Annotated in this window: 23 protein-coding genes; 2 read left to right on the top strand and 21 right to left on the bottom strand. The window is 38.8% G+C overall.

The features are described 5' to 3' along the window. Positions 1-102: 102 nt before the first annotated feature. The 5 genes from J2Z48_RS04195 to J2Z48_RS04175 all read right to left on the bottom strand — a co-directional run bounded on the left by J2Z48_RS04195 (position 103) and on the right by J2Z48_RS04175 (position 4,447). On the bottom strand, positions 103-915 hold the full coding sequence (locus tag J2Z48_RS04195; protein WP_307251308.1) for an alpha/beta fold hydrolase: 813 nt from the start codon (positions 913-915) through the stop codon (positions 103-105). A gap of 65 nt (positions 916-980) precedes the next feature. After that, positions 981-1,607, bottom strand: a complete 627-nt coding sequence (purN, locus tag J2Z48_RS04190) for a phosphoribosylglycinamide formyltransferase (protein ID WP_307251306.1) — start codon at positions 1,605-1,607, stop codon at positions 981-983. A 7-nt stretch (positions 1,608-1,614) separates the two neighbouring features. Then, positions 1,615-2,919 carry an amidohydrolase family protein gene (locus J2Z48_RS04185; RefSeq protein ID WP_307251305.1) on the bottom strand — a complete coding sequence of 435 codons (1,305 nt, stop codon included), beginning with the start codon at positions 2,917-2,919 and terminating at the stop codon, positions 1,615-1,617. Beyond that, complete coding sequence (locus J2Z48_RS04180; RefSeq protein ID WP_307251304.1) at positions 2,877-3,548, bottom strand: HAD family hydrolase; 672 nt, start codon at positions 3,546-3,548, stop codon at positions 2,877-2,879. The genes J2Z48_RS04185 and J2Z48_RS04180 overlap by 43 nt, the downstream gene beginning before the upstream one ends. Continuing rightward, the gene (locus tag J2Z48_RS04175) at positions 3,545-4,447 is read right to left on the bottom strand and encodes a DMT family transporter (RefSeq protein WP_307251303.1); all 903 of its coding nucleotides are present in this window, start codon (positions 4,445-4,447) and stop codon (positions 3,545-3,547) included. The genes J2Z48_RS04180 and J2Z48_RS04175 overlap by 4 nt, the downstream gene beginning before the upstream one ends. A gap of 234 nt (positions 4,448-4,681) precedes the next feature. On the opposite strand from J2Z48_RS04175, the gene aiiA reads away from it, so the two are divergent. Beyond that, positions 4,682-5,440 carry a quorum-quenching N-acyl homoserine lactonase AiiA gene (gene aiiA / locus J2Z48_RS04170; RefSeq protein ID WP_307251302.1) on the top strand — a complete coding sequence of 253 codons (759 nt, stop codon included), beginning with the start codon at positions 4,682-4,684 and terminating at the stop codon, positions 5,438-5,440. A gap of 312 nt (positions 5,441-5,752) precedes the next feature. Here aiiA and J2Z48_RS04165 read toward each other — a convergent pair whose 3' ends face one another. From J2Z48_RS04165 to J2Z48_RS04135, 7 genes are all read right to left on the bottom strand, one after another. After that, positions 5,753-8,134: an endonuclease/exonuclease/phosphatase family protein gene (locus J2Z48_RS04165; protein WP_307251301.1), complete on the bottom strand. Its 2,382-nt coding sequence runs from the start codon at positions 8,132-8,134 to the stop codon at positions 5,753-5,755. An 80-nt stretch (positions 8,135-8,214) separates the two neighbouring features. Next, on the bottom strand, positions 8,215-9,261 hold the full coding sequence (locus tag J2Z48_RS04160) for a C39 family peptidase (RefSeq protein WP_307251300.1): 1,047 nt from the start codon (positions 9,259-9,261) through the stop codon (positions 8,215-8,217). A 432-nt stretch (positions 9,262-9,693) separates the two neighbouring features. Next, positions 9,694-10,209, bottom strand: a complete 516-nt coding sequence (locus tag J2Z48_RS04155) for an arsinothricin resistance N-acetyltransferase ArsN1 family A (protein WP_307251299.1) — start codon at positions 10,207-10,209, stop codon at positions 9,694-9,696. Positions 10,210-10,247: 38 nt separating this feature from the next. Further along, a complete protein-coding gene (locus tag J2Z48_RS04150; RefSeq protein WP_307251298.1) occupies positions 10,248-11,627 on the bottom strand; it encodes an MFS transporter in 1,380 nt (459 codons plus the stop codon). Between the two features lie 77 nt (positions 11,628-11,704). Then, positions 11,705-12,262 carry a hypothetical protein gene (locus tag J2Z48_RS04145; protein WP_307251297.1) on the bottom strand — a complete coding sequence of 186 codons (558 nt, stop codon included), beginning with the start codon at positions 12,260-12,262 and terminating at the stop codon, positions 11,705-11,707. A gap of 170 nt (positions 12,263-12,432) precedes the next feature. Further along, complete coding sequence (locus J2Z48_RS04140) at positions 12,433-13,506, bottom strand: C39 family peptidase (protein ID WP_307251296.1); 1,074 nt, start codon at positions 13,504-13,506, stop codon at positions 12,433-12,435. A gap of 270 nt (positions 13,507-13,776) precedes the next feature. Next, a complete protein-coding gene (locus J2Z48_RS04135; protein WP_370872863.1) occupies positions 13,777-14,523 on the bottom strand; it encodes a Crp/Fnr family transcriptional regulator in 747 nt (248 codons plus the stop codon). Between the two features lie 235 nt (positions 14,524-14,758). Here J2Z48_RS04135 and J2Z48_RS04130 point away from each other — a divergent pair, with 235 nt between their 5' ends. Beyond that, on the top strand, positions 14,759-15,739 hold the full coding sequence (locus tag J2Z48_RS04130) for a PadR family transcriptional regulator (RefSeq protein WP_307251295.1): 981 nt from the start codon (positions 14,759-14,761) through the stop codon (positions 15,737-15,739). A gap of 10 nt (positions 15,740-15,749) precedes the next feature. On the opposite strand, the gene J2Z48_RS04125 is transcribed toward J2Z48_RS04130, so the two are convergent. The 9 genes from J2Z48_RS04125 to J2Z48_RS04085 form a co-directional block, all read right to left on the bottom strand. Further along, positions 15,750-15,932 carry a hypothetical protein gene (locus tag J2Z48_RS04125; RefSeq protein WP_307251294.1) on the bottom strand — a complete coding sequence of 61 codons (183 nt, stop codon included), beginning with the start codon at positions 15,930-15,932 and terminating at the stop codon, positions 15,750-15,752. Between the two features lie 112 nt (positions 15,933-16,044). After that, entirely contained in the window at positions 16,045-17,238 is a 1,194-nt protein-coding gene (locus tag J2Z48_RS04120; protein WP_307251293.1) for an ATP-grasp domain-containing protein, read from the bottom strand. Between the two features lie 228 nt (positions 17,239-17,466). Then, positions 17,467-18,600 carry a sporulation protein YhbH gene (gene yhbH / locus J2Z48_RS04115; protein WP_307251292.1) on the bottom strand — a complete coding sequence of 378 codons (1,134 nt, stop codon included), beginning with the start codon at positions 18,598-18,600 and terminating at the stop codon, positions 17,467-17,469. Positions 18,601-18,633: 33 nt separating this feature from the next. Further along, positions 18,634-20,532, bottom strand: coding sequence for a PrkA family serine protein kinase (locus J2Z48_RS04110; RefSeq protein WP_307251291.1), 1,899 nt, complete (start codon positions 20,530-20,532; stop codon positions 18,634-18,636). A gap of 771 nt (positions 20,533-21,303) precedes the next feature. Further along, the gene (locus tag J2Z48_RS04105) at positions 21,304-22,200 is read right to left on the bottom strand and encodes a hypothetical protein (RefSeq protein WP_307251290.1); all 897 of its coding nucleotides are present in this window, start codon (positions 22,198-22,200) and stop codon (positions 21,304-21,306) included. Positions 22,201-22,251: 51 nt separating this feature from the next. Beyond that, a complete protein-coding gene (locus J2Z48_RS04100; protein WP_307251289.1) occupies positions 22,252-23,214 on the bottom strand; it encodes an NAD-dependent epimerase/dehydratase family protein in 963 nt (320 codons plus the stop codon). A gap of 112 nt (positions 23,215-23,326) precedes the next feature. Next, positions 23,327-23,848 carry a TetR/AcrR family transcriptional regulator gene (locus J2Z48_RS04095; protein WP_307251288.1) on the bottom strand — a complete coding sequence of 174 codons (522 nt, stop codon included), beginning with the start codon at positions 23,846-23,848 and terminating at the stop codon, positions 23,327-23,329. A gap of 133 nt (positions 23,849-23,981) precedes the next feature. Further along, positions 23,982-24,446 carry a tRNA (cytidine(34)-2'-O)-methyltransferase gene (locus J2Z48_RS04090; protein WP_307251287.1) on the bottom strand — a complete coding sequence of 155 codons (465 nt, stop codon included), beginning with the start codon at positions 24,444-24,446 and terminating at the stop codon, positions 23,982-23,984. Positions 24,447-24,519: 73 nt separating this feature from the next. After that, positions 24,520-25,023: an amidase domain-containing protein gene (locus tag J2Z48_RS04085; RefSeq protein WP_307251286.1), complete on the bottom strand. Its 504-nt coding sequence runs from the start codon at positions 25,021-25,023 to the stop codon at positions 24,520-24,522. Between the last annotated feature and the right edge of the window lie 12 nt (positions 25,024-25,035).

The raw sequence follows: 25,035 nt of genomic DNA, 5'->3' as shown, positions 1-25,035 counted from the left end.
ACATATGGTTCTTCATCTCCTCTTGAATCGGCACACGAGCATCAAACAAAGGAGGATTATTATCGTTTGTAAATTCACAAATTACCCATCTAATATCATTTCTTATGTAATATCCTTCATCATCTTCAACATGACTTGATAAACTTCTGATTCAAGTTCAATTAGCAAATGATTCGCACCTTCAACCTCCATATATTCTGCTTCAAGCACCTGTTTTTGGATTTCTTTACTGTAGTAGTTGGGAAACATAAGGTCGTATTGACCATGTATCAAATACATCGGTTTATTTTTGAGAGTTGAAATATCGCCTGTAACTTGAATATGTAGCAATGCATTTATAAGAACCATTAACTGCTCTTTTGTAAAGAAGTTGAGGCGTTCCTGTATAGAGACTTCTCTAAATTGCGACCAACTCTCTGATCTAGGACCAAGCAATAGGCTACTATTTACATCCCAAAACCGCCTTACCTCCCCTTGCTCCACCAACTGAAGGAAATTTGACCAAAGTGCTCCAAGCGGTTCTCCTATATAGAAGAACGGAGAGATGAGGATCAGACCATCTACATTCTCAAGGCTTTGTATGGAATACTGTGCAACGATCGCAGCTCCCTGGCTATGACCCACAAGTACGATCTTTTGAAAACACTCCTTTTCTTTCAGATAGCTGACCAGTTCATCTAATTGATGGACATATGCTTGAAATGAAGCTTGCTCCCACAAATACGCATTATTTCCGTGTCCTACACAATCATATGATACAAAATTAGCCCGACCTTTGATTGGAATGATAATGTCGTCCCAGCACACACCCGATTCAGAGAAGCCGTGAACAAATACAAAGCAACATTTCTTATTCTCGTGACGGTGGATATTTGCAACTGAATATAGACTTGAAAATGGCAAGTTAGACTCCACTCTATACCTCTCCTATCTTAGCGAATGACTCTGAAATTCCTTCATGGACCGATACTGGAGTGGCTCTAAACGAAAAGTTCATTCTCATACCCACTCTTTACATGAACCACATCATTTTTAATCTCTAATTTATCGTCCAAAAATAAATGTACCGCCCTTGCCAACGCTAATTTTTCCACATCTATAATCGCTTCCCTCAAATCCGACTCGGTATAATGTGGCTTTACCTCAACGGCTGCTTGAGTAATAATCGGACCTTGGTCGACTTCATTGTTAATAAAATGTACCGTAGCTCCTGTAATTCTGACTCCCTTCTGAATAGCTTTTAACTGTGCCTTATCTCCTACAAACGCCGGGAGTAGTGACGGATGCGTGTTGATCGTTTTATGGCCGTATCGCTCCACAAATTCAGTACTAAAAATCCGACGATACCCCCCAAGAACAAGCAAATCAATCTGATATTGATCAAGTAGCGATGCGATTTCATTTTCATGCTCGCTTCGGCTCGTATAATTTTTGTGATCGATACAGGTAAAGTAACAGCCTTTGGGTATGGGGAGTTGTGAGGAATCAACTTCAGAGTTGTTCGTAATAGCTAAAACAAGTTCACTTGATAGCTCATTTAACCCGTCTTGCACTGCTCCAATTAACGATCCACGACCTGAGAACAGAAATGCTACTCTTTTTTTCATACGACATCTACCCTTCCAATTTTTTGTTTTGTAAAAAACGATCTCTTATTTGATTAAAATCACAGCGAAGGAAGCTCTCATTCAAAACAACAAACTCCCCATTAATCATCACATGCGTCGGATTATGGTTCAGAATCATATCTAAAAACAGTAAACTCGGATCTTGTGATTCAACCACCACATTACCTCGCTTAAAAAAACATAGATCGGCGAACATTCCTTCTTTGACACTCCCTACATGATCTAAACCTAATGCCGATGCCCCTGTTTTCGTAATCGAGTCAATTAAATCTGCAACATCCACTTTTTCGTCTAAGTTAGATTCACCATGAAAATAAAGTGAGAAAGCAGCATCAAAAGCTAATTTATGAAACGGATTTACCATCGCTGCATCTGTACCTAGCCCAATTTTGTTATGTAATAGAGCTTTAAACGGAAACCTCCCAGCTCCTGTAAAGCTATTACTGACTGGACAGTGTATAAAGTTCAATTTTTTATCAGATAAAACATGAATATCTTCATCTGACAGTGTTGAAGCATGTACCAATAGTGTAGAAGAGTCTAATAAATGTAGCTTATCGAGTACCTGAATACCAGATTCACCATAATGAGCGACACACTGCTCAACTTGGCTTCTTCCCTCACAAATATGCATCACAAACTTCTTATTTTCTTCATAGGCAATTTTATGAAGCTCTTTCATTAACTCTGGAGTTGCCGAAAGCTCTGAAGCCGTAGCTGGATGAACTTTTATTAAATCCGATTCGTACTTATGTACACAATCGGAATAGCGCTTGATAACATCTTCCAAAGAGGATGAACTCGGCTTCGATTCTTTTCCTATCCATTGGTCATTTTGTGAAAAATGGATAACCGCTCGAATACCCGCTTTTTTGGCTTGCTCTGCATCTACCTCAGCTCGGCTCGTAAAAATTCCTAGAGTGGTTATACCTTGACGAACCGAATTCAAAATGGAGTATAAAGAAGATAAACCCTGAAGTTCTTCCGTTTCTAGATGATTGTTTCGATGAACTGCATCTAAAACCTCACTTATGCTACTAAATGCTTTTACCCCTCCATATAACTCTTTACTTGGATGTAAATGCCCATTAATTAATCCAGGTAAAACAATGAGATTTGTTGCATCGATGACATTCCCATCATCAATCGAATTTGGCTGACATATCTTCTCAATTTTATTTCCATAAAGAACAATATCAGCAAGGCGAAAGTCGTGTTGATCCGAGTAATAGGTTGCATTTTTTAAAATTACCCTATCAATTCCTCTACTTTGTTCAATACTAGATTCCATTGGAGCACCTCCCCCACTATATGTTCTTTATTAATATGGAGGGTCTTCATCCCTATATTTTTCGCTGGCATGATATCATTGGTAAGTGAGTCCCCAATAAACAAAATATCTTTCGGATCTGTAGAAAGATCCTCTACTAAACTCTGAAAAAAGTCTTGATGAGGTTTGCAAAATGGGTAATAGCTTCCAAATTGAAAACAAGAAAAGTATTGATCTATTTTATGATATCTCAGCTTATCCATCTGGATTTGTTCCATCCCATTACTACAAACAGCAAGTAGAAAGGTCTCGCTTAATTTACTTAGTAATGGTTCAACTCCCTCATATGGCACACAATTTTTTATATAAGCAGACTTGTAACCCATCGAAACTTCCTCTAGATTTTGTTCCATTCCATAAAAATCACAAAGCAACTTAAATCTATGTCTTAAAGTAGCTTCTACGTCATGGATCCCCTTCTCAAAATTCTCCCAAGATACCTTATTGAACTTAGAAAACACCTCTTTGAATTCCTTAAACGAAAGATCACGATTATAAAAATAAGCCTTAAAAACTTCTCGTAGGCTATCCTGTTCTCCTCGGGTATGATTACACAACGTTTCGTCTAAATCAAAAACAATAACCTTCATCTTTTCACGCTCTCATTTCTATTCGCAATAGTAGGTAGTGCTAAACCAATAACGACTAACGACCCCGCCATTATTTTTACATTTGAAATAGGTTCGTTATAAACTAAAACCGAAAATAATAGGGTGAAAATAGGAATTGAGTTAGAAAACAACGACGGAATAATAATGTTGGTCTTCTTAACTCCAAAATTGTAAGCCATATCTGCTACTAGATTGGCAAACAAAATAGCGAACAGTAAGTAAAGTAGAGAGGTAAGATCTAGATTCTGATACGCTGTCAAATCACCGAAAATGAATGCTGGAATAAAAAGTAATACACTGCCAAAAATAAAGCACCATGTAGAATAGTGAATTGGATGAATCGAATTCATAATGCTTTTTCCAAGTGATATATAGATAACGAAAGAAATAACTGCCACAAACAAGATGAGGCTACCAAATAAATGATCATCACTAAATTGAACCGAGCCAAAATCTCCATTTGTAACTAATAAAATAATTCCTGTAACTGACAGTAAAGTTCCAAATAGATTTATCGCTCGTAATCGATTCTTCAACCAAATAACATCTAGAATATTACTTATCAAAGGCACTAAAGCGATAATCAAAGATGCATCAACTGAAGATGTTTTTTTCATCCCATAATTCACAAGTAGATTGAATAAAAAAATCCCAAAAAAGCTAGCAAAAAATATTTTAATTAAGATTTTTTTGTCATAGCTAAATAATCCCTTCCAAAAAATAAGAACCGATACCATCGCTGCCCCAAAAATAGCATAGAAGGCTAATACAAATGGACTTAGTACGACTAATAGAAACTTCGTCACAATAAAGTTGTAACCCCACAAAATGACTGATACCAACAAAGCCATAATAGGAATAACAGATATCTTTTTCATACCATTCTCCTTATGTAGTAAGGACACTTAGTTACACAACAAATTAACACACAAATTTAACTATAGAATATAATTCTGAAATATTCAATACATAATCTTATAAATACACATTTATTTTACGATACTCAATTCAGATGTGATATAAATATCTTATAAAGAAACAAAACATATCACTATTACTATCTAAGAATATCCGAATTGTTAATATAGTTATTTACGAAGGGATGATGATTAATGTCAGTTACAAAATTATTCTTTTTACCCACCGGATCTTGTTATCTAGATCAATCAGCAGTCAATCGAACCCTTCCAGCTGGGAAACTAGTGGAAATGCCAGTTTGGTCTTTTCTACTCGAAACAACAGATGGCCCCATCTTAATTGACACGGGAATGCCTGATTCCTTTGTGAACAATCCCAACTACTATAAGGGAACGAAAAGAGAGGGACGAGTTGTTCCAAATATGTCAGAAGATGATCGAATCATCAACGTGTTGAAGCGCGTTGGATATCGCCTCGATGATATTCAAGCGCTTATTAGCTCCCACCTACACTTAGATCATGCAGGTGGAAACGGACACTTCCATAAAGCTCCTATCTTCGTCCAACAAGCAGAACTGGACGCCGCTATCGGAAATAATGACTATGCTCCACAAGAATGTATATTTCCTGATTTACCCTATCACGCTATTGAAGGCGACTACGAAGTTAGACCGGGTATCCAAATTCTCTTTACACCGGGGCATTCACCTGGACATCAATCCATATTAGTAAAAACCAAAAAATCCGGATATGTATTACTAACCGTTGATGTTGCTTACGTTCGGCAAAACTTTGATAATGGAGTACCATTCTTAACATCCGATCCCGAAATGGCTACTAAATCCATTCAACGTATGAAGGAAGTGATCCAAGAGTTCCGTCCCTCTACTGTTTTCTTCGGACATGATCAAGATCAAGCCAAAAACTGTCGTACATTCCCGGATTATTTATAAGGAGTAAGCCGTTTTCATTCAATCTACTTTATCCAAGTCTTCTGCATAAAATAAGATTGCTTCTTTATAAGATAAAATAGCTGAGTCATTTGTTGTCTCAGCTATTTTTTTCACGAATATCATCGTGATTTCTGAATTTATGAAGAACCGCTTTTCTCATGATATCATCTTTTACTCGTTCCCAATCTTTCCGAAGAGGGAGCTTACGATCACGCCCCAGAACAAAAAGCCCTCCTTTCAATCATGATATAGATTTTTAGGAGAGCTACTATTTCCAGATGATTCCTATCTTTATTGATAGAGTGTTGTTACCTATTCTCCAGTATACTCTGATCCAGGCAGATGGACTTGATATCCCATTCTATAATGAGCATCTGAATCTCTCGTAAAGTCAGCTGTTTTATATGAGAGTGCATCGGAACCTGGATCTAGAAGGCTAGATTCGATTCTAAGTGATCCAAGAAGCTCATCAGTGTCGCCTGCATTGGGATCTCCGTAGTCTGGAGTACCATCCCCATCTTCTTCGTACAGAGTAGATTCGACCGAAGTAAATGGAATCTTGTGTGTCTTTAAGCTACCGCCAAGAATCCTTTGGGGATCGTGGTGAGACTGATTTTCATCTGTATCACCATACCATAGTGTACGATTTAACTCCCCGTCAATGTTCAACTTAAGATACGGGTCATCATCCTCAGCGTCTAAAATATTAGTATCTTCTTGATCCTTACAACGGAGTGTCATAATATCCAAATTTCGTAAGTTCGTCGTATACCGCATCGAAAAATGGGCTTGTATATTGCTTGTAGGTTGTGGTCTTGTAACAACCAGACGATACTCACCTGATTCAGGAGGAATTGCTGTATTTGTTACAAACGGTAGACTCCATAATGATCCAACCTGGGTCTCATTTACTTTGAACAAATCAGGACCGTCTATACTGGCTTTCAGCTGATATCCAAATTTTTCTTTGGGAGTTCCAGAAGCTGGTTTGGTATACTCTCCTGAACTATTTACGCTCTTCTGAGTGAGTGTGAAAGTGAAGTCTTGTTTTTTTAAGGAGAGTAATTGTTCAGTCCGAAGTTCAAAATAGGTTTTCTTTTGCATTGGATGTGTTCCTGTGTCATCTGCTTTGGTCATGGTAGCATTGGTCTCTTTGAACGGATGTAAGGCAATCGCATCATCCCAAGAAACACCTGTATGTTTACGGACTTTCAAGTTGATATTTCCAGTCCATGTTTTATTGTGTGTTTGATCTTCATTTACAGGTCGGATTCGCAAATAGAAAGGACCTGAGGGAGCAAACGAAACCGTATCCTTTGACAACTGTACACCTTTATCAATCAAGCTATCTCCCTTCCAAGGTTTCAATGGGGTTGAGAGATCCTCATCCCGATAAGCCGTAATCTCAAATGGTGTAGTATGTTCCGTTTCAGAAGCCACTGTAAAGGTATAGGTCCCTGGATTGGTAAAGTGTACCCACTGATAATTCCCTTGTTTATTGATACGCATGCGTGATATGTCTTCTCCCGGGTCAGTTAAAGCGGCTGCCGGTGAACAGTAGGCATAATGGGGGGCGACAGTCAGCTCTACTCCGTAGTGATCGGATAAGTCGAGACCCTCTTTACTGTCAAAATCACGACGCAAAGCTGTATGCTGGTAACAAGAGCCTTGAATATTCGCCAAAATATAGTCTAACCGTTGGTTACCTGAACCAGGATGTTGGTCATTTTTTTGACTCCAAGAGTAACCAGGATCCTTCTTTGAACCAAGCTTCCAAGTATCTTGCAAACCTATATCACTAAAGAGATTCATCATATCCCTATATTCATCTGTATCTGCTATGACATTTAAATCCCCTGCTAGAACAATATCTTCTATTCGATTCGGGAATTTTTTTCTCATCAGAACATTATCCATAAATGTCTTTATTTCGGTGAATTGTTGTTTTCTTGTCTCTAGGTGGGGATCATCGCCGTATGAAGCCTGAGGATGACTGAAAAATACATTAATGGGATTGGAGGAATGTGGATTTTCTAAGCGAACCCAACCTACTCCCTTTTGTGCCATATTATCTGGATGATCTGAATCAGAAAATGGATGCCATGCTTTGCTACATCCCTCAACGGTAAAACCTGAGGCATCAATGTCCTCCTCACAACTAAACCTTCCCGTATCCGGAAGATTTTCCATATCTTTAACAACCTTTTCAAGATCCTCATTTTCGAGAGGTTTGAATTTGGTGAGCAACATCAGACCACTGTCTTCTCTTACAAAATCAGTGTCTACTGGATCTAATGGATTGAATGCCATGCCCATATCACCAAGTTCTTCGATTCGGTATGGATATTTATCCATAAGTTCATCAAGTAATCCTTCTTGGAAATCAGAATCGGGTGTGGTGCTTTCATCAAACACTTCACTCAAGACTACGATATCATAGTCCCCATTTAAAATGTGTTGACCAATCATCTTTCCGCGATCCTTAGCATTCATAGGATATTCTGTATCATCATCGAATGGTGTCTCTTCAAGGAATGGTTCTTTTGCGTGTACATTATAACTTAAGATTCGATATGATCCATCGAGTCTTCCCGCAGCATAACTTTCTGTCAATAATATAACGGGAATGAGTGTTGTCGTTATCAAAATCATCACTAACAACAAATAGAAAGACTTATTTGTTGATCTCATCATCACAGCCCCTTCCAGATGTTGATTAAAAGATGTAGGGCTACTAAAACTAAAAATTGATTTAGATAGTAGCCCTGAAATCCTTACTCTCTTTCTATTTTAAATATATCTTCAATGTCTTCAGCATCGTATTCAAACCACACCTCTTTTGGAGTACTTGCCCAGTTATCGTGCACAGCAACAAATTGATGAGTGATTCCTATATCTGTGCCAACCGCTGTAACAGCATGCCCACCATCTGATCCATGATAATCATCGATTTTGAGGATAGCTGGATTCCCAGCTTTTATTTGGTTTTCAATAGTGCTGAAATCAAAAATTAGCCAATCCCTATCCACTGAAAAACGATCCTCATAGCCCCGTTCTTCAATATAATCTTCCAAACCATCCTCAATATCGGATACATAGACTCCACTTTCATGATGATCCATAAGGACTCCCAAACGATTTGCTACTGTTTTCCAGTTGTTATCTCCTGATAAATTAGAATATCCATGTTGATCCCAATACATCATTACATTCGCAGATGCTGTGGGAACACAGTCATTTCTCATCGATGTATTATCGCTTTGTTGATAGTCAGGAACACCTGAAATAACGCGCCGAGAACTAGACGCTGGAATGACGTTCGTCCCTCTATTCTCATTCGTTCTTCTTTGTTTATTCAAGACAATCGAATCCTTAGAGAACTTTTCTCCCGTTCTCAAGTCTCTTAGGTAATGATTGCCTAAATCCTCCGCATAGTTGATAGGTCCTAGATAATATACAGGGTTTTTAACATTCTGCAACGGATGAGTATCTCCTAGAGAAAACTCGATGACCTTTCCTTTAGATACAACCATATATCCACCAATCTTTGTTTCGCTTGCTTTCACTAATTCAACAAAATAAATGGTTTCTTTATGTTCCTTGTCCAATAATGGGGTCACCTTACCCGGTCTTACCTCTTTATACTCAGCAGATCCAGACTGTACTTTCTGGGCAATCGTAGCTTTTACAACATCCCATACATTGTTATTTTCTTCTGTTACAGCATGATTTGCTGCTAGAGCAGTACTATACATGCCTACCTCCACAGATCCGAAAATCAAAAGCGTTATGACAAGCTTGGGTACTACGTTTTTCTTCATCTGTGATCCTCCTCATGTTGGTTAATTAATTTTATTAATAATTCTCTTTTATTAAATAATATATCTAGATATTTAGTAAAGGACATGTGTCCCCCATTTTTATATAATTTTGATCACTCGTTCTGAAACTAAAAAGCAGTCTTTCCTCATTGTCTTGAGAAAGGACTGCTATAGGCTATAGTTAAAAAATTTTTCCTTCATTATCGCTTTATAGACCGATTAAACCCTATATCATACTACATTCCATCAATTATGATGCTGATAATTCTGTCCACGATATCACCTCCTTTCTAAAAAAAGCGGAAAAAGGCTCACACTGATATGTGCAACAGGATTCTTGGGCAATCGTTTAACTAAATCCAAAGAAAGCTTTCTCTTGCTTCTCCAAAGCTCCCTTGTTTAAACGCTAATTGAATAACTAAAAAGCTAAGATCAACCACTATTTAGACCTAACCATTTTTCCATTGTCATAACATCAATAAATTGTCCATCTACTATACCTTGATTCTCAAATACCCCTACTTCTCGAAATCCCCTCTTTCGATAAAGCCCTTGTCCCAACGAATTAGACAGGAAGGTGCTAAGAATAATCTTATGGAATCGATTTTCTTTTGCTTTATTCTCTAGCGCCTTCAGTAAATGGGAGCCTAATCCTTTTCCTCTCCAACTACGCTCAATATAAATAGATAAATCCGCCACTCCTTGATAAGCATAGCGGTGGGAATAAGCATTTAACGATGCCCAACCCAGCATTTGTTGATCAGATTCTATGACTAATACTGCATATCTCCCTTGATGATGTTCTTCATACCACTTCTGGATATCTTCTTTCGACTTAGGTGTTTCTTCTAACGTAGCAATGCGATCTTCAATCCCTTGATTATAAATTAGTCTAATTTCTTCTAAATCCTGAATGGTTGCTTCACGTATGACTAGATTAGCACTCACAAGATTCACTCCCTTTATTATGATAGATGGTAATTCTTCTATTTGTTCGTCCTTCCTCTTTTAAAAAACAATAAAAATCGTCCTTCCATTACGATAGTGATCATTGCAACTATCTGAAAAACAGCACTCATCAAAAGCATAGTTTGAAAGCCTTCTAAGCTAATTTTATCTGGTTCTGTTCCCTTGATAAGTGAAGCAAAAATACCTGCTGCAAAAGCACCTGTTCCAAACTGGACTAGTTGAAAGAAGCCCATAAACTCACCCGTACGTTCAGAGGGAACGGCCATCATGGTAATCTTGTTCTGAGACGGCATTGAAAGCGTCCAGCCAATCCCGAGGAGTAGGTAGATTAAACTGAATAGCAGGATATATTCAAAGCGGTCACTGAACCAAAAAGAGAGCGTAGCAACAAGAGAAAACAAGATACCTACTGCGAGCGCTGTGCGAGGGCGTGAATCAGCCAATCGGCCAGCTAATCCTGACAAGAAGAGACTAATGATAGCATCAACCATGACAATCCAACCAACTTGATCTGTAGGAATGGCATGTATATCTCGTAAATAGCTGGGGGCATACAGAGTAATCGCATTGTTTACGACGGATAAACAAAAAACTCGAATACACGCAAGAATGAAAGTTCGATTATGAAATACTCCTGTTGGAAGAATGGCTACCTCTCCCTGTTTCTTCATTTGAACAAAAATCACTGTACCTAAACCCAAAAGGACAGCAATCCCCGAGCCTATCTTTATCACGATATCTATTTGTTGCATAAATAACATTTGTATGGAAATCACCATAACGAAAAGACCGATCCCTCCAAGGATGGGAACTTTGTTTTGGTTTCCCTCTGAAATGTAACGAGGTATATATATAATTGAGAGAAGTAAAGCCACAACAGCTAGTCCTGACAATAGGAAAAAGAGGGAAGACCAAGGAAAATGTTTTAGCATGATTCCACCCACCGCAGGACCAACTAAACTGGCGGCTGCTGATGTACCAGAGAACCAGCCAAACGCCCAACCTATTTTATTCTCTGGGAAACAAAGACGAATCAATATGACTAAGGTGGGGACAATCAAAGCATCAGCTAATCCTTGGAGTGCTTGAAAGGTTAAAAACATATACCAGTTCCTTGTTACACTGCTCATGAGAGAAGCTCCAATAAATAAACCGAGACCTAAAATGAGTTGCCGACGCACTCCAATTCTATTTGCTAATTTTCCAAAAAAAACTAACCCTACAGCAAAGGTGGTAAAGAAAAGAATATTTCTCCATTGTAAAGTTTCATAGCTAATTTGGAAGGAATGTACTACATCACGAAATGCAATCGTCAACATAGAAGTACTCATAACACTTGCAAAAACATTCATAGAAATAGTGATGATTAGTAAATGGTGATTGATACGAGTATGCAAAAATATGCCTCTCCTCTACTACCTCATGAGAGCTTACTGTCCCTTGGGTTCGTCATAGCTTCTTTTTTGTTTCATAGTTAATCTAATTTCTTACCATCCACTTTTTTGGGGAAAATTTCGCATCTTCTTTCAGAATACAAAAGATGCTGCTGATAAATCTCGCGATGTTGCTGATCCATAAAGAAATCATCTTCCTCAAAAACTACTTTTATTCCCCAACTTTCCAATGTTTTTAGAACTGACTCTGAATTTTCATCTTCAAAAGAGATACTTGTTGAGAATTCGGTTCCATCAAATGCTTTAATCTCTTCTATCTCTTTAAATCTTTTTAAAATGTCTTCTACTTCTACCTCTTCCTTGTGTATCTCTAACATTCTAGATTCAAAAGCGATCTCGCCTTTTGGATTCAGATCAAGATTAAAAAAAATGTAACCTACGATTTTTTCGTGCTTTTCATACAGAAAAATATCGGCGGATGCATCGACCACATATTCTTCTGCGTTCTCGGCCATGTAGATAAACAACTTTTTATGATTGTCAGTACTGCTCCAGTTTTTTATGGTACCAATGATTTGATCAAAATTGGGACTGTAGTCATTCGCTTCTTCAATTGTAAACTTTATAAGATCTTTCATTTTGTTACCTCCCATTCTGGTAAAAAGATATTGGCTATTTATCGCTATACAAGTAAATCGCGCCCTCTCCCATTAGCAACAAACAGTCACTTTTTGGTTCTATTTTTAATTGGGATCTAGATACATTAGGTCAATTGTGTGCTTTTAGGTGACTGATCCAAAAAGAGGCTTCATTCTCTTTCTACTTTATATATTCCTTCAATGTCTTCAGCATCGTAATCAAACCACACATCTGTCGGAGTACTTTCCCAGTTATCATGTACAGCTACGTATTCATTGTTATGTCTTGCATCTGTTGCGACTACGGTAACATTGTGACCACCATCTGATCCTCTATAATCATCGATACTAATCATGGTTGGATTTCCTGCTTTTATCTGGTCTTCAATACTACCAAATCCAAAGAAGACCCAGTCTCTATCCACCGAAAAACGATCGTCGTAGCCTCGTTCTTCAATATAATCTTCCAAACCATCCTCAATATCGCTTCGAGAAACTCCATGACTACTATCATGGTCCATCAGAGATCCCAAGCGATTTGCTACTGTTTTCCAGTTGTTGTCCCCAGATAAATTAGGGTATCCATGTTGGTCCCAGTACATCATTACATTTGTGGCTGATGTAGGCACACAAGCATTTCTCATAGACGGATTATCTCTTTGTTGAAAGTCTGGAACATTTCGAATGTAGTAATATCTGGAACTAGGATCTGATGACGGTCTGAGCGATGATGAGGCATATTCCTTTCTTTTCAATCCATTTGATCTTCTCTGTTTATTTACGACAATCGAATCCTTAGAAAACTTTTCTCCGGTCCTCAGGTCCCTTAGATAATGATTGCCTAAATCTTCAGCGTAGTTGATAGGACCTAGATAATATACAGGGTTTTCAACATTCTGTAACGGATGAGTATCTCCTAGAGAAAACTCGATGGCCTTTCCTTTGGATACGACCATATATCCACCAATCTTTGCTTCGCTTGCTTTCACTAATTCAACAAAATAAACGGTTTCTTTATGTTCCTTGTCCAATAATGGGGTCACTTTACCCGGTCTTACCTCTTTAAACTCAGTAGATCCCGCCTGTACTTTTTGAGCAATCGTAGCTTTTACAACATCCCATACATGATTATTTGTTTCGGTTACAACATGGTTTGTTGCCAAAGCAGTATTTTGCATGTTTGCCTCTACAGATCCGAAAATCAAAAGGCTCATTACAAGTTTTGGTACCAAGGTCTTCTTCATCTTGTGATCCTCCTCATGATGGTCATTATTTACTATCAATCCTACTAAAACGAAAATGAGTTTCTTCTATATAACTAATTGTTATTAAATTATAGATTTATGTAACTAGTAAAGGACATAAGTCCTAGTTTTTATATAATTCTAATCACTAGTAAAAGTGATCAATCTTTCTTGAGGCTGGAAAAAAGAGACGTTTCCGCCTCCTTGTCGAATTCGAATATATGGTAAACCAAACGATTATAAATTACCTTTATGAGCCAACCTTGTTTTCTAGATGGATGAATAAGTTTGTTCATAGATATTATGACCTGCCAATACTCTTAATTTTTCTCTGTCTTTAATAAAGACACCATCGATATTACGCTCAACCAAACCGTCCGTACAGAACCGCTGTATAGTTCGATTCACATGCCTATAACTAGTCCCAATTAAATTGGCTGCATTTATGAGACAGGATGTCTTTATTTGACCATATGGTAAGTCATATTCATCACAAGACACAGATATTAGATAGCTTGCTAATCTCACTTCCACAGGATACATGAGATTAAGGCTTAAAGAATAGGATTCATTGTAGAGTGTTTGGGTAATATGTTCTAGTAAAAATTGTAAAAGGGGCTGGTGGCACTTTCCGTATTTTTCTAACCAACGATAGTACACACCAATCACACAGACCGGCGATACGGCTGTAACGGTATGAACTGTATCAATCCCTCTTACATACTCCACACCTCCGATTACATCAAGCGGTGTCCTAAAAGAGAGAATAAGGGTTTTACCTTTTGATGTGTTGGTATAGACTTTAACCTTCCCCTTGACAAGTATATACAGATATTGTGAAGCGTCTCCTTGGGAACAAATAAAATCTCCTCGTTCAAATCTGTATAGCGATAAATGGGGGATTAACTGCTCATTAAACACCGTTTCTAATCGATGGATATGCAGATAATGATTTAATTGTTCAAGGTTCATCCTCAGTTTCACCCTTAGCCCTTTAATGATTTGTTTGGCTTTCATGATCCACCTTAATATATAACACTAGATCATATGTTAATAGTAACATATGATCTAGTGTTATTACAATGCGTTATGTTTTCGAAAAAGTAGAAAAGCCCGATGAAATGATTCATTGTATTCTCCACAATTAAAGATTCCAGCACATTGCCAACCTAGATTGTATTCAAGATTGAATACAGTCTTTATCATATGATATTGTTAACACACGCTGAGATAAAAAAAGGAGATATATTTCGTGACGATCAACCACGCCATTTTAGGAATGCTAAGCTATAAATCTTTAACTGGTTATGAACTAAAAAAAATGATAAAAGAATCACCCTTTATGCCTTGGTCGGGAAATAATAATCAAATTTATAAAGCATTGATGGAACTACTCAAAGACGGCTTTGTTACTAATGAGATTCACCACCAAGATAGTTCCCCATCCAAAAAAATATATACAATTACAAATGAGGGGCTTGCTGAACTTAAAAAATGGTTACTATCACCCCCTAAAGCACCTGAGATCAAAAAAAGCTTTCTTGTTCAACTGGCATGGGCAGCACAACAAATGGTATGGGCAGCACATGTAGGACCCAAGGAATTGGAGTCACTACTGGAAGCTTATGAACAAGAACTTCAGGAACTGATTCTGCTAGAACAAGAAAAGCAAAAAGGGTATTTTTCTCCAAATAGAAATGCAATCGAAAAGATAGTATGGGATTTTATTTATAAAAATATTGTTAAATCCTATGAAAGCGAGTTAGTTTGGGTGAGGGAAATACGTGAAGAACTAAAGAGAATGCCTGAAGAAGAATATAGTACAAGGATTCTGCCTCTTAGTGACAATCAAACTACGGAAAAGGAAGAGTTCGAAAGGAACTACCAATTGATTGCGGAAAATAATAAAAAATTCATATTGTTATCTCCGACGGGGAGATCGATCCCAACAGAACAGGATGCACTAAACATTGTCGCTATTTGCGCTGCAAATGGAACTAATCTACTGCTGATTCATGGGGATTTTCTTTCAGACGATTTTATTAAACTAAGAACAGACTTAGCAGGTAATATACTGCAAAAATTTAGCAACTATAATATCAAAGTTGCTACCATTTTAAGTAAGCACAAAGTCAACAATCACTTTAAAGAACTGGTGACCGAATATAACAAAGGAAATGCTTTTAGAGTTTTTGACAATGCCGAAGAGGCAAAAGGCTGGCTTTTATCCTAATAGATATAAGCTATGGAGCAGTTTCTGACTCTAGACCTAGCACATCACGTGACCAAGCACATTGATTGCACAAAAAATGAGCTAAGTTAAGCCAGTAGTGTCCCGTCGGTTCCATACCTAAAATGACTTGTTCCTTTTTATGCTGAATTTGTGCCTCCTCTGTTAAATTAGGGATCTTTTCGATACCCCGCATATTACAAGAGAAACTTCCTTATAGAGAAATAAAACAGTTGCCTTTGCCCTACTAACACACAAAAGCAACTGTTTTATTCGAATTCCATTTTTCATACCTAATCAAGCTAAATTCATCCCCATATACATTTTTTTTCTATCCATTGAGTCACTTCTTCCATACGTCCTATCGCTTCCTCTTCACTATTCCCATATACAACAGCAACAGCAATTTTATGACCACTGTTTTGAATACTATCATAAGTTGTTCCTAATTTGGTTCTAACCTGATAGTTGACTGTCCAGCTAAATGGAACCTCAGTTGGAATAAATTTCAAAGTACCTTTTTTAGGAGGAATTTGTACCCATCCAAATATTTTATCTTCTCTCTCTAATCTAATAGGATCCAACAAGCCACATTGACCTTTTATCCACATATGATTAAGACTAATCCCAAAACTACATGCCGAAACTTCATTTATTGCTCCACCTCCTGTCCTACTAGCCACTTCACATAATACCAGCCGATCATCACTTGTATGAAAAACCTCTGCATGAAACGAAGTTATTTTTGGCATAGGCATAGAAGTTATTAGACTCTTAATAAATTGTTGTAAACGATCATATAAAGAATGGTCTTGAGATAATTGTACATTAGATGCCTGCTTACCCTCATGAAAAGAAAGACAACTATTCAAATATCTTCCTGGCCAACTACATAGAATTTCACCATTATAGAATAGACCATCTATCGTATACATTTGACCTTGAATATATTCTTCAATCTGATATTGACTGTCAATAAAACCTTGGTCCATTAAGAGTGTCAGTTCATCCATATCATTAATAATAAAAGTATCAACTGACCCAGCACCACATCGTGGTTTAATCACAACAGGAAAGCCATGTCTATTAATAAATGCACCAATGTCTAGAGGCGATGAAATATCACTAAATGAAGGTACATCAACTACTGACATCGCATATTCTTTCATTTTAATTTTATCTCGAAATGCAATAGCACTTAAAACTCCTTGACCTTTAATATTTAGTATTTCCCGAATTTTCGCTGAACGTATTATGTCAAACTCTGAAGTTACAACAACCTCTCTTATATTAAATTTCTCTGCCAGTCTTACAGCTTCTAGTTCAACATTTTGATTTATATCAAAATCGTTAAATCCCTTTACATAAGCATACTTATTGAGATCATATGTATCTAATTCCTCTGAAGATGCTAGCAGAAGCAACTCTTCATTTTTATAATCCAGAAGCTCATGAAATGGTGTAATGTGACTGGGGGTACGACTTAACAACAATATAGCCATAATTGAATCATCCACCTCTATAAATTTATTTATAAAACGTAGAAAACGGTGAATTTAGGTTACTATACTTCACTCCTTTATTCAATGCTTTAGCTAGTTATAGAGATAATTAGTGATATCTATCACTGTTTTAGATCAAATAGCTATGCAGAAACTCATCCCGATTTGGAAAATACAAAATCACACCATAAAAAAATCGCCCTCCTAAGAAGGCGATCCATCACTCTACTACCCATCCTCTTTCTTCGAAAAAAAGTGCTTCAACGCTTGGTACACTTGTCCTTTTTCTTTAATAACGTAATGCAAAAACTTCTCATCTTTCACATGTCGGTAGGCGTTCATAAGTGTGCTGTGGCGGTTGTATTGATTCACCTCACCGTAACCGAAGATGTTGGAGCGCTTCATGAGCTCTTGGACGAGACCAATGCATTTTTGGTTGTCGCTGGTGAGGTTGTCACCGTCGGAAAAGTGGAAGGAATAGATGTTGAATTGGGCTGGAGGATAGCGAGTGTCGATGATTTCAATGGCTTTGCGGTATGCAGAGGAGCAGATGGTACCGCCACTTTCTCCTTTGGTAAAGAAGTGTTCTTCGCTGACTTCTTTGGCTTCTGTATGGTGGGCGATGAAGACGATCTCTACTTTTTCATATTTGGTTCGTAGGAAACGGACCATCCAGAAGAAAAAGCTCCGAGCAACATACTTTTCAAACATGCCCATTGAACCAGAGGTATCCATCATAGCCATAACGACAGCGTTGGAATGTGGGATGGTGATTTCTTCCCATGTCTTATATCGCAGATCGTCAATCGAGATTTTCGGCTTTCCTTTGTTACCGAGTCTACCGTTTCTGCGAATGGCTTCTAAGAGAGTTCGCTTCTTAGCAATGTTGCCAGAAAGACCTGTTTTGCGAATGTCGTTGAATCGTGTGTCTTCTACAGTTATTGAATCCATTTCCTTCTGCACGAGATGAGGAAGTTCCATTTCTGCAAAGAGAATATTTTCGAGTTCTTCCATGGATATTTCTGCTTCATAGTAGTCTCCGCCTGCTTGCTCCCCTGCTCCCTGCCCCTTGCCTGATCCTTTTTGTGGTTCACCATCTTTCGCGACAACATCTCCTACTTGCGTGTCACCTTGGCCTTGGCCCATCTGTTTATTCTTGTTGTGATTAAAACGAAAGCGGTACTCTTCCATGGAGCGGATCGGGACTTTCACGACTTGTTTGCCATCGGATAGGACGATACTTTCTTCGCTTACGAGGTCAGGTAAATTTTTCTTGATCGCTTCTTTTACTTTCTCTTGATGCCTAAGCTGGTCTTGGTCCCCCTTGCGGTGCAGGGACCAATCCTCCTCTGATACAAGCATAAATTCACCTCCCACTATCCCGCTGATTGCTGGCTAACGGTTTAACAGACTGCCGACGTATCGTAAGAGCCCGTTGGCACTAGCAGGAGTATATCCGTAATCTTCAACTAGGCGGGCAATCACTTCATTCATCCGTTTCAATTGCCCTTCGTCTGGAGTTTTAGCAGATGTGGTGATTTTGACGATATCTTTTAGATCGATAAATAGTTTCTTTTGAATGGCTTCTCTGAGACGTTCGTGACTGTTGTAATCAAAACGCTTCCCTTTACGAGCATAGGCAGATAAGCGGATTAATATTTCTTCACGGAATGCTTTTTTGGCATTTTCGGAGATTCCAATTTGCTCTTCGATGGACCGCATCAGCTTTTCATCTGGCTCCATCTCTTCACCCGTGAGGGGGTCCTTGATTTTATGCCAGTTGCAGTACGCTTCTACATTGTCGAGGTAGTTATCCATCAAGGCTTTTGCTGATTCTTCATAAGAGTAGACAAATGCCTTTTGGACCTCTTTCTTCGCGATGTCATCATACTCTTTTCGTGCTAGGGCAATGAAGTTGAGATAACGTTCGCGTTGTTCAGGGGTAATCGATGGATGCTGATCTAAGCCATCTTTTAGAGAGCGAAGGATATCTAAAGAGTTGATGTAATCGGCATCTGTTCGAATGAGGGCGCTCGAAATACGGTTGATAACATAACGAGGGTCAATTCCGTTTAATCCTTCGTCGTGGAATTCGCTTTTCAGCTCTTCTACATCAATATCTTTAATGCCCTCTAAGTCTTCACCATCGTAGAGGCGCATTTTTTGGATGAGATCCATTCCTTGCCTTTTGGAATCTTTTAATCTAGTTAGGATGGAAAATACAGCAGCAGTACGTAGGGAGTGGGGTGCGATGTGTATATGAGACAGGTCGGATTGTTTAATCAGTTTCTCATAGATTTTTTCTTCTTCGGATACTTGTAAATTATACGGAATCGGCATAACAATAATCCGTGAGTGAAGCGCTTCATTTCGCTTGTTTGCAATAAAATTACGGTACTCTGTTTCATTGGTGTGAGCAATGATTAATTCATCTGCGGAGATGAGGGCAAAACGCCCTGCTTTAAAGTTGCCTTCTTGGGTGAGGGATAGTAAATTCCATAAGAATTTCTCGTCACACTTTAGCATTTCTTGGAATTCCATCAGCCCACGATTTGCTTTATTTAACTCTCCATCAAAGCGATAAGCACGTGGATCTGATTCGGACCCATATTCCGTAATCGTCGCAAAGTCAATCGAACCTGTTAAGTCGGCAATATCCTGCGATTTAGGGTCAGACGGGCTAAATGTTCCAATCCCTACCCGCTCATCCTCAGATAAAAAGACTCTTTCTACTACCATATCTTCAATCCGTCCATTGTACTCATCCCGTAGGCGTTGACGGCAAGACGGACATACATTTCCTTCTATACGAATCCCTAGCTCTTTTTCAAACTCGGAACGTACTTCTTTGGGAATTAGATTTAAAGGTTCTTCATGCATCGGGCATCCTTTGATCGCATAGATGGCACCTTCGTCTGTCCGAGAATACTCTTCTAGTCCCTTTTTGATCATGGCTACTAGCGTTGATTTTCCTCCACTGACAGGTCCCATTAGAAGTAAGATTCGTTTTCTAACATCAAGTCGACGAGCGGCAGAGTGAAAATACTCTTCAACAAGCCGTTCAATTGCATAGTCCAATCCAAAAATTTCCCGACTAAAAAATAGATATTTTTTGTTTCCATTGGAGTCTGTTTCAATACCAGCCCTACGAATCATGTCATAGACACGTGAGTGAGCTGTTTGGGTAACTTGAGGATTTTGCTTTACAATCTCCAGATATTCCGTAAATGTCCCTTCCCACAACAGCTTCTTTTCTTGTTCTCGGTGATCTGCGAGACGCTTTAAAATATCCATAGAAGTCCCCTCTCCCTCAGTCTAGCTTCACTCAAACCAATCGGTTTGAGTATCTAACATTTATCTGTCCCATGACATCATACGCATCATAACTCTAGCAAAATCGATAAAAAAGAAATGAGAGTTCTAGTATATGCTAGCAGGAGATACAAGTTGCGTAAGCTCATTCGAATAAGAACAAATTGGGGATTCATATCACTTGTAAAGGGGGCTTTGGACCTATTCATGAGAGATATAGAATGTGGATAAATGGACAGGAAAAAGATGATACGTATTCATATTATACAATAATACAAACATTAAAACAATTTAAATGATAAGAAAAACGGTTCAATATAGAAAAATGACTTGATCTCATGTGCGATCAAGTCATTTTGGTATTCAAACAGGAAACGGTTGAGGTTTCTCCTAGGTATATTGTAAATTGATTGTCATCAATATATTAAGGCACATGGTTGCTGTTGAGAAGGTAAAAAGAAGGGCTGCAGTAAGATTTAATTTTTTTTCTTCCTTATTCTGAACAAATTTTATCCAAAACATCGTAGCGAGTAATGCGAGAAAGGCGGCAATTACATAAGACAGCCAAAATGGATGTATATCTACAAAGAGTAGAAAGAACATAAGAACAATGGACAGCAGAACTGACGTAAAGAAAATTAGAGGTTTCACTATCTTCATTTAAATCCCTCATTTAACTTTTCAATGTATTCTCTCTTCATTATACATGAGAAAAGAGTATAATATATCGAACTTCTCAGTCATATCTCCTGACTATCTCCAGCTGACATAAACATGTTCTTTTTTACAACGCTTTAACATTGACTTCAGTGCGCCATACATAGCGATTGCTGTTATCGTTATATAAATTAGTAACATCACACCGCTTATGATTGGTAACACAGTCCATTCGAATACAGAGTGTCCAAGTGCCGTTTGGACAAAAATGAGCACGATGGAAATAGTCCAGGCAATACTCCCGATATGAATAAGTTGTCTCGCCTTCTTCTTAGCGATTTGTATCCACCCCATCAACCATCCAAGTAAAGGAAGAGTCTGCAACGCATGGAAGCTAAGTCCATGAAGGACAATCAGGTTACCAGCACTACCAGTAAAGCGGCTTTGCACGACACTCATCCAAGCTCCCGCAGCAAAGGCAAATAGAAGCGAAATGAATGCATAACGGATACCTAGTACAACGAGCGGACGTTCATGAGATTTCTTTCGGCGAAAATATGGAATAGCAAGTAGTAAGGACACGACGATCATCAGTACCGCATCAATCCCGAACAAGTAACCAATGATCATATCAAACGTTTCATTCACTTGTGAAAATCGGGGATTAATGCCACGAAGATGCTGAACGGTTTCGGCAAAATAGACATAAAGCAGGGCGATGATAAAAAACCAGCGAACTGCCTTCCGCTTCCCAGAACTAAGTCCAGAAAGAGGTAGTATTGCTGCGAGGGACAAGGTAAACATCCCGACTGCCGCATCAAATGAGAAGGCACTCCATGCATTTCCCTCTGGTAAAACGACAGACCCGTTGATACCGATGTAGATGACGATCCCAAAGGAAAGCAAGAATCCAAGCAGACTGACCATTACTAAAATCTTTTCCCCCTCGAATAGCTTACTCTCTTGCGCAATGTCCATTTTATGATTCCTCATGATCCATCATCCCTTTTTATTTATTGATTGATCAATTACTAATTCAGAAACTTATTTTGTCTGTTGCAATGCATGGATTGTTTCCCAAATTCCCTCTTGGAAAGGTGTTGCACGCACAGGTCCGATCATTTTCTCGTATTTATCTCCACTTAAGACAAGCGGTTCCTCGGTTAAATAGAGCATCTCCACAATCTCCTTCATGACTGGCACAGCGAGTCCGAGTACAGACAGTCCCCATCGACCGAGCGGAATAACGGATTTGGAGTTTCCACTTGCCTGCTGTGCGATTCGCACAATCTCCTTACCTGAAATTAGACTCCCACCCGGTATATTCCAGTTCTCTTTACCGTATGCTTCGTCCTTAGCAGCAAGCTCCACGATCATGAACGCCGCATCTGGTAAGTAAACATATTCTCGTGGGACATGCATGTTGCCGATAAAAAATGTCATGCTTTTCCCATCTGCAATATCTTTAATAGTTGAGCCTAGGTACGAAGCCTCATTTGCTGTTGGACCATAGTAATCTGGCAAGCGGACAATCATAACTCTAGTGTTATTCCATTTGTTGTCAAAAAGCATCTTCTCAAAAGCAAGCCTTGTCTTTCCTTTTCGGGTATGTGGCTGTTTTGGATGATCTTCAGAAATCCGATCCATCTGTCTTTTTCCGTATGGGTAAATCCCATCAACCGCAACTACTTTCAAGCCTAGTTGGTTAGCCGCCTCCATCACGGATTCTCCTAACGGAATCAGCTTTGTCTCCATTTCGTGGTAAGGTACATTTGCGCAATGAAACAGTACATCCACACCCTCTGCCGCTTTCACAATGTCGGCTGAATTAAAAGCATCACCTGTTGCAAGGGTTACATTTTCCGAATGATGGATACGATCCTTCAATTGCTTTAGCTTTGGAAGCGATCTTCCGAAGGCCACTGTTTGAATTCCTCTATTTGCTAGTTCTTCAGTAATAACTGCTCCAGTACCACCCGTTGCTCCGATCACAATTGCTTTTTTCATTATGCTCACCTGTCCTTTTGTTTTTGTAATTGATCAATCACTAACTCTTGTTCATAATATATCACGTTGTAATTGATTGGTCAATCACAACTTTTAAAAAATCTTATTCTCTTTATTTCCCCATCAATTCAGGCATGTCTAATGCGGATGAAATGTTGCAGAGCATCCCCCGTGCTAGAAACATCGTCGCCCGTTCCTGAGGGTTTGGAATGCCTGCACCCTGAAAGGCGTCTAAAACGATACGATGAACTTCTCCAAATCCTTTGCGCATTGCTTCCCGGATCGAGTCTTCCTGAATCGTCTGAGCCTGCATTTGTAGCAGTGTTTCGTTTCGATATGAATCTAAGATATCTTCATAAGCTCGAATAAGGTCTGGTTCCAGTTGTTCAGACAATCCGGATTCCATGACTTTGTGGAAAGAATCAATCACTCGTGTCCAAGACACTTCTAATGCTGCTAGTAATAGGGCTTCTTTAGTAGAGAAGAAACGAAAGATATACGGTTGCGATATTTTAGCCCTTTGTGCGACTTGTGCCGTCGTTGCCCGATAGTATCCGATCTCTGCAAATACCTCGATTGCCGCGGAGATGATTTCCTCTTTTCGATTCACTGAAGTTGCATCTGATTTCCCCATGGAATACTTTCCTCTTTTCTAGTTAGTGATTCATCAATTACTTATAGTATATACGAATTCACTCGTGAATGATACAGGTGATGGTATATTTTTTCGGGAGCTAGGTAGGGGCGATGGATCTGCCCCCTTTCGCTTACTTCATTTCCGGAAATCCAATTTGACGAAAAGCCTCATATGTCACGATTGCCACAGAGTTGGACAAGTTTAACGAACGCTTTACAGGCAACATGGGTATGCGAATCAGTGTATCTCGATTCGCCTCTAAAATCTCGCTACTTAGTCCCTTCGTCTCTTTGCCAAATACAAAAAAATCGCCTTCACGGTATGTAAAGTCTGTATACCAGCTAGAACCCTTTGTAGTTGAGCAAAAAAAGCGCGCATCTGGGTATTTCCGCTTGAGGTCAGCAAAGGAATCATGATATTCGACCCCTAAATCGTCCCAATAATCTAATCCAGCACGTTTTAATTTCGCATTATCAATCTCAAAACCAAGAGGCTTGACCAAATGAAGCTTAGCTCCTGTAACCGCACAAGTGCGAGCAATATTCCCTGTATTCTGAGGGATTTCAGGTTCAACGAGTACAATATGAAATGACATTAGATATTAGGCATCCCTTTCATCTGAAACAATTCTTTTCCTATTGTAACGAAAGGAATGCCTAATCCACAAGTTAATAGATAATATGAAAAAATGCATACCTCGTTTTCGAGGTCCAGCCTGGTGAATCCAGATATCGCCATGGTCGGAAGGCACTTGGGTACGTTTGCGCATGTACAAGTGGCTCTCCATTTTCATCAAAGCCGGTCACAATCGTATTATGGTTCCACTTTCCATCGCCTTCCCAATCATAGCAAATAACATCTCCTAACTGGAGTTGGGTAGCCTCTTGCATCACTCGAACGCGTTTACTCTCTCTTAAGTACCAATATAAACTGTGAGCTACTGCCCAACTTTCACTCCAGAGGTCATTTTTCCCGCCTCTGTGTATATACCACCAACCTTTTTTAGGATTTCCCTGACCTTCCATCGGAAAATTACCTGCGTATAAGCACTGCGAGATAAAATTTGTACAGTTATCGGCAAACACTAGATATGCTGGATTATTATTGTTCCAATGTTGTCTCGCATAGGCTACTGCTTGTTCACGTACATACGTCGATACTTCCATTGGCATAAAAAACTCCCC

This window comes from Croceifilum oryzae (assembly GCF_030814315.1).
Classification (GTDB): domain Bacteria; phylum Bacillota; class Bacilli; order Thermoactinomycetales; family Thermoactinomycetaceae; genus Baia; species Baia oryzae.
The sequence above is the reverse complement of the archived record's forward strand: the minus strand, read 5'-3'. Positions and strand labels throughout refer to the sequence as shown.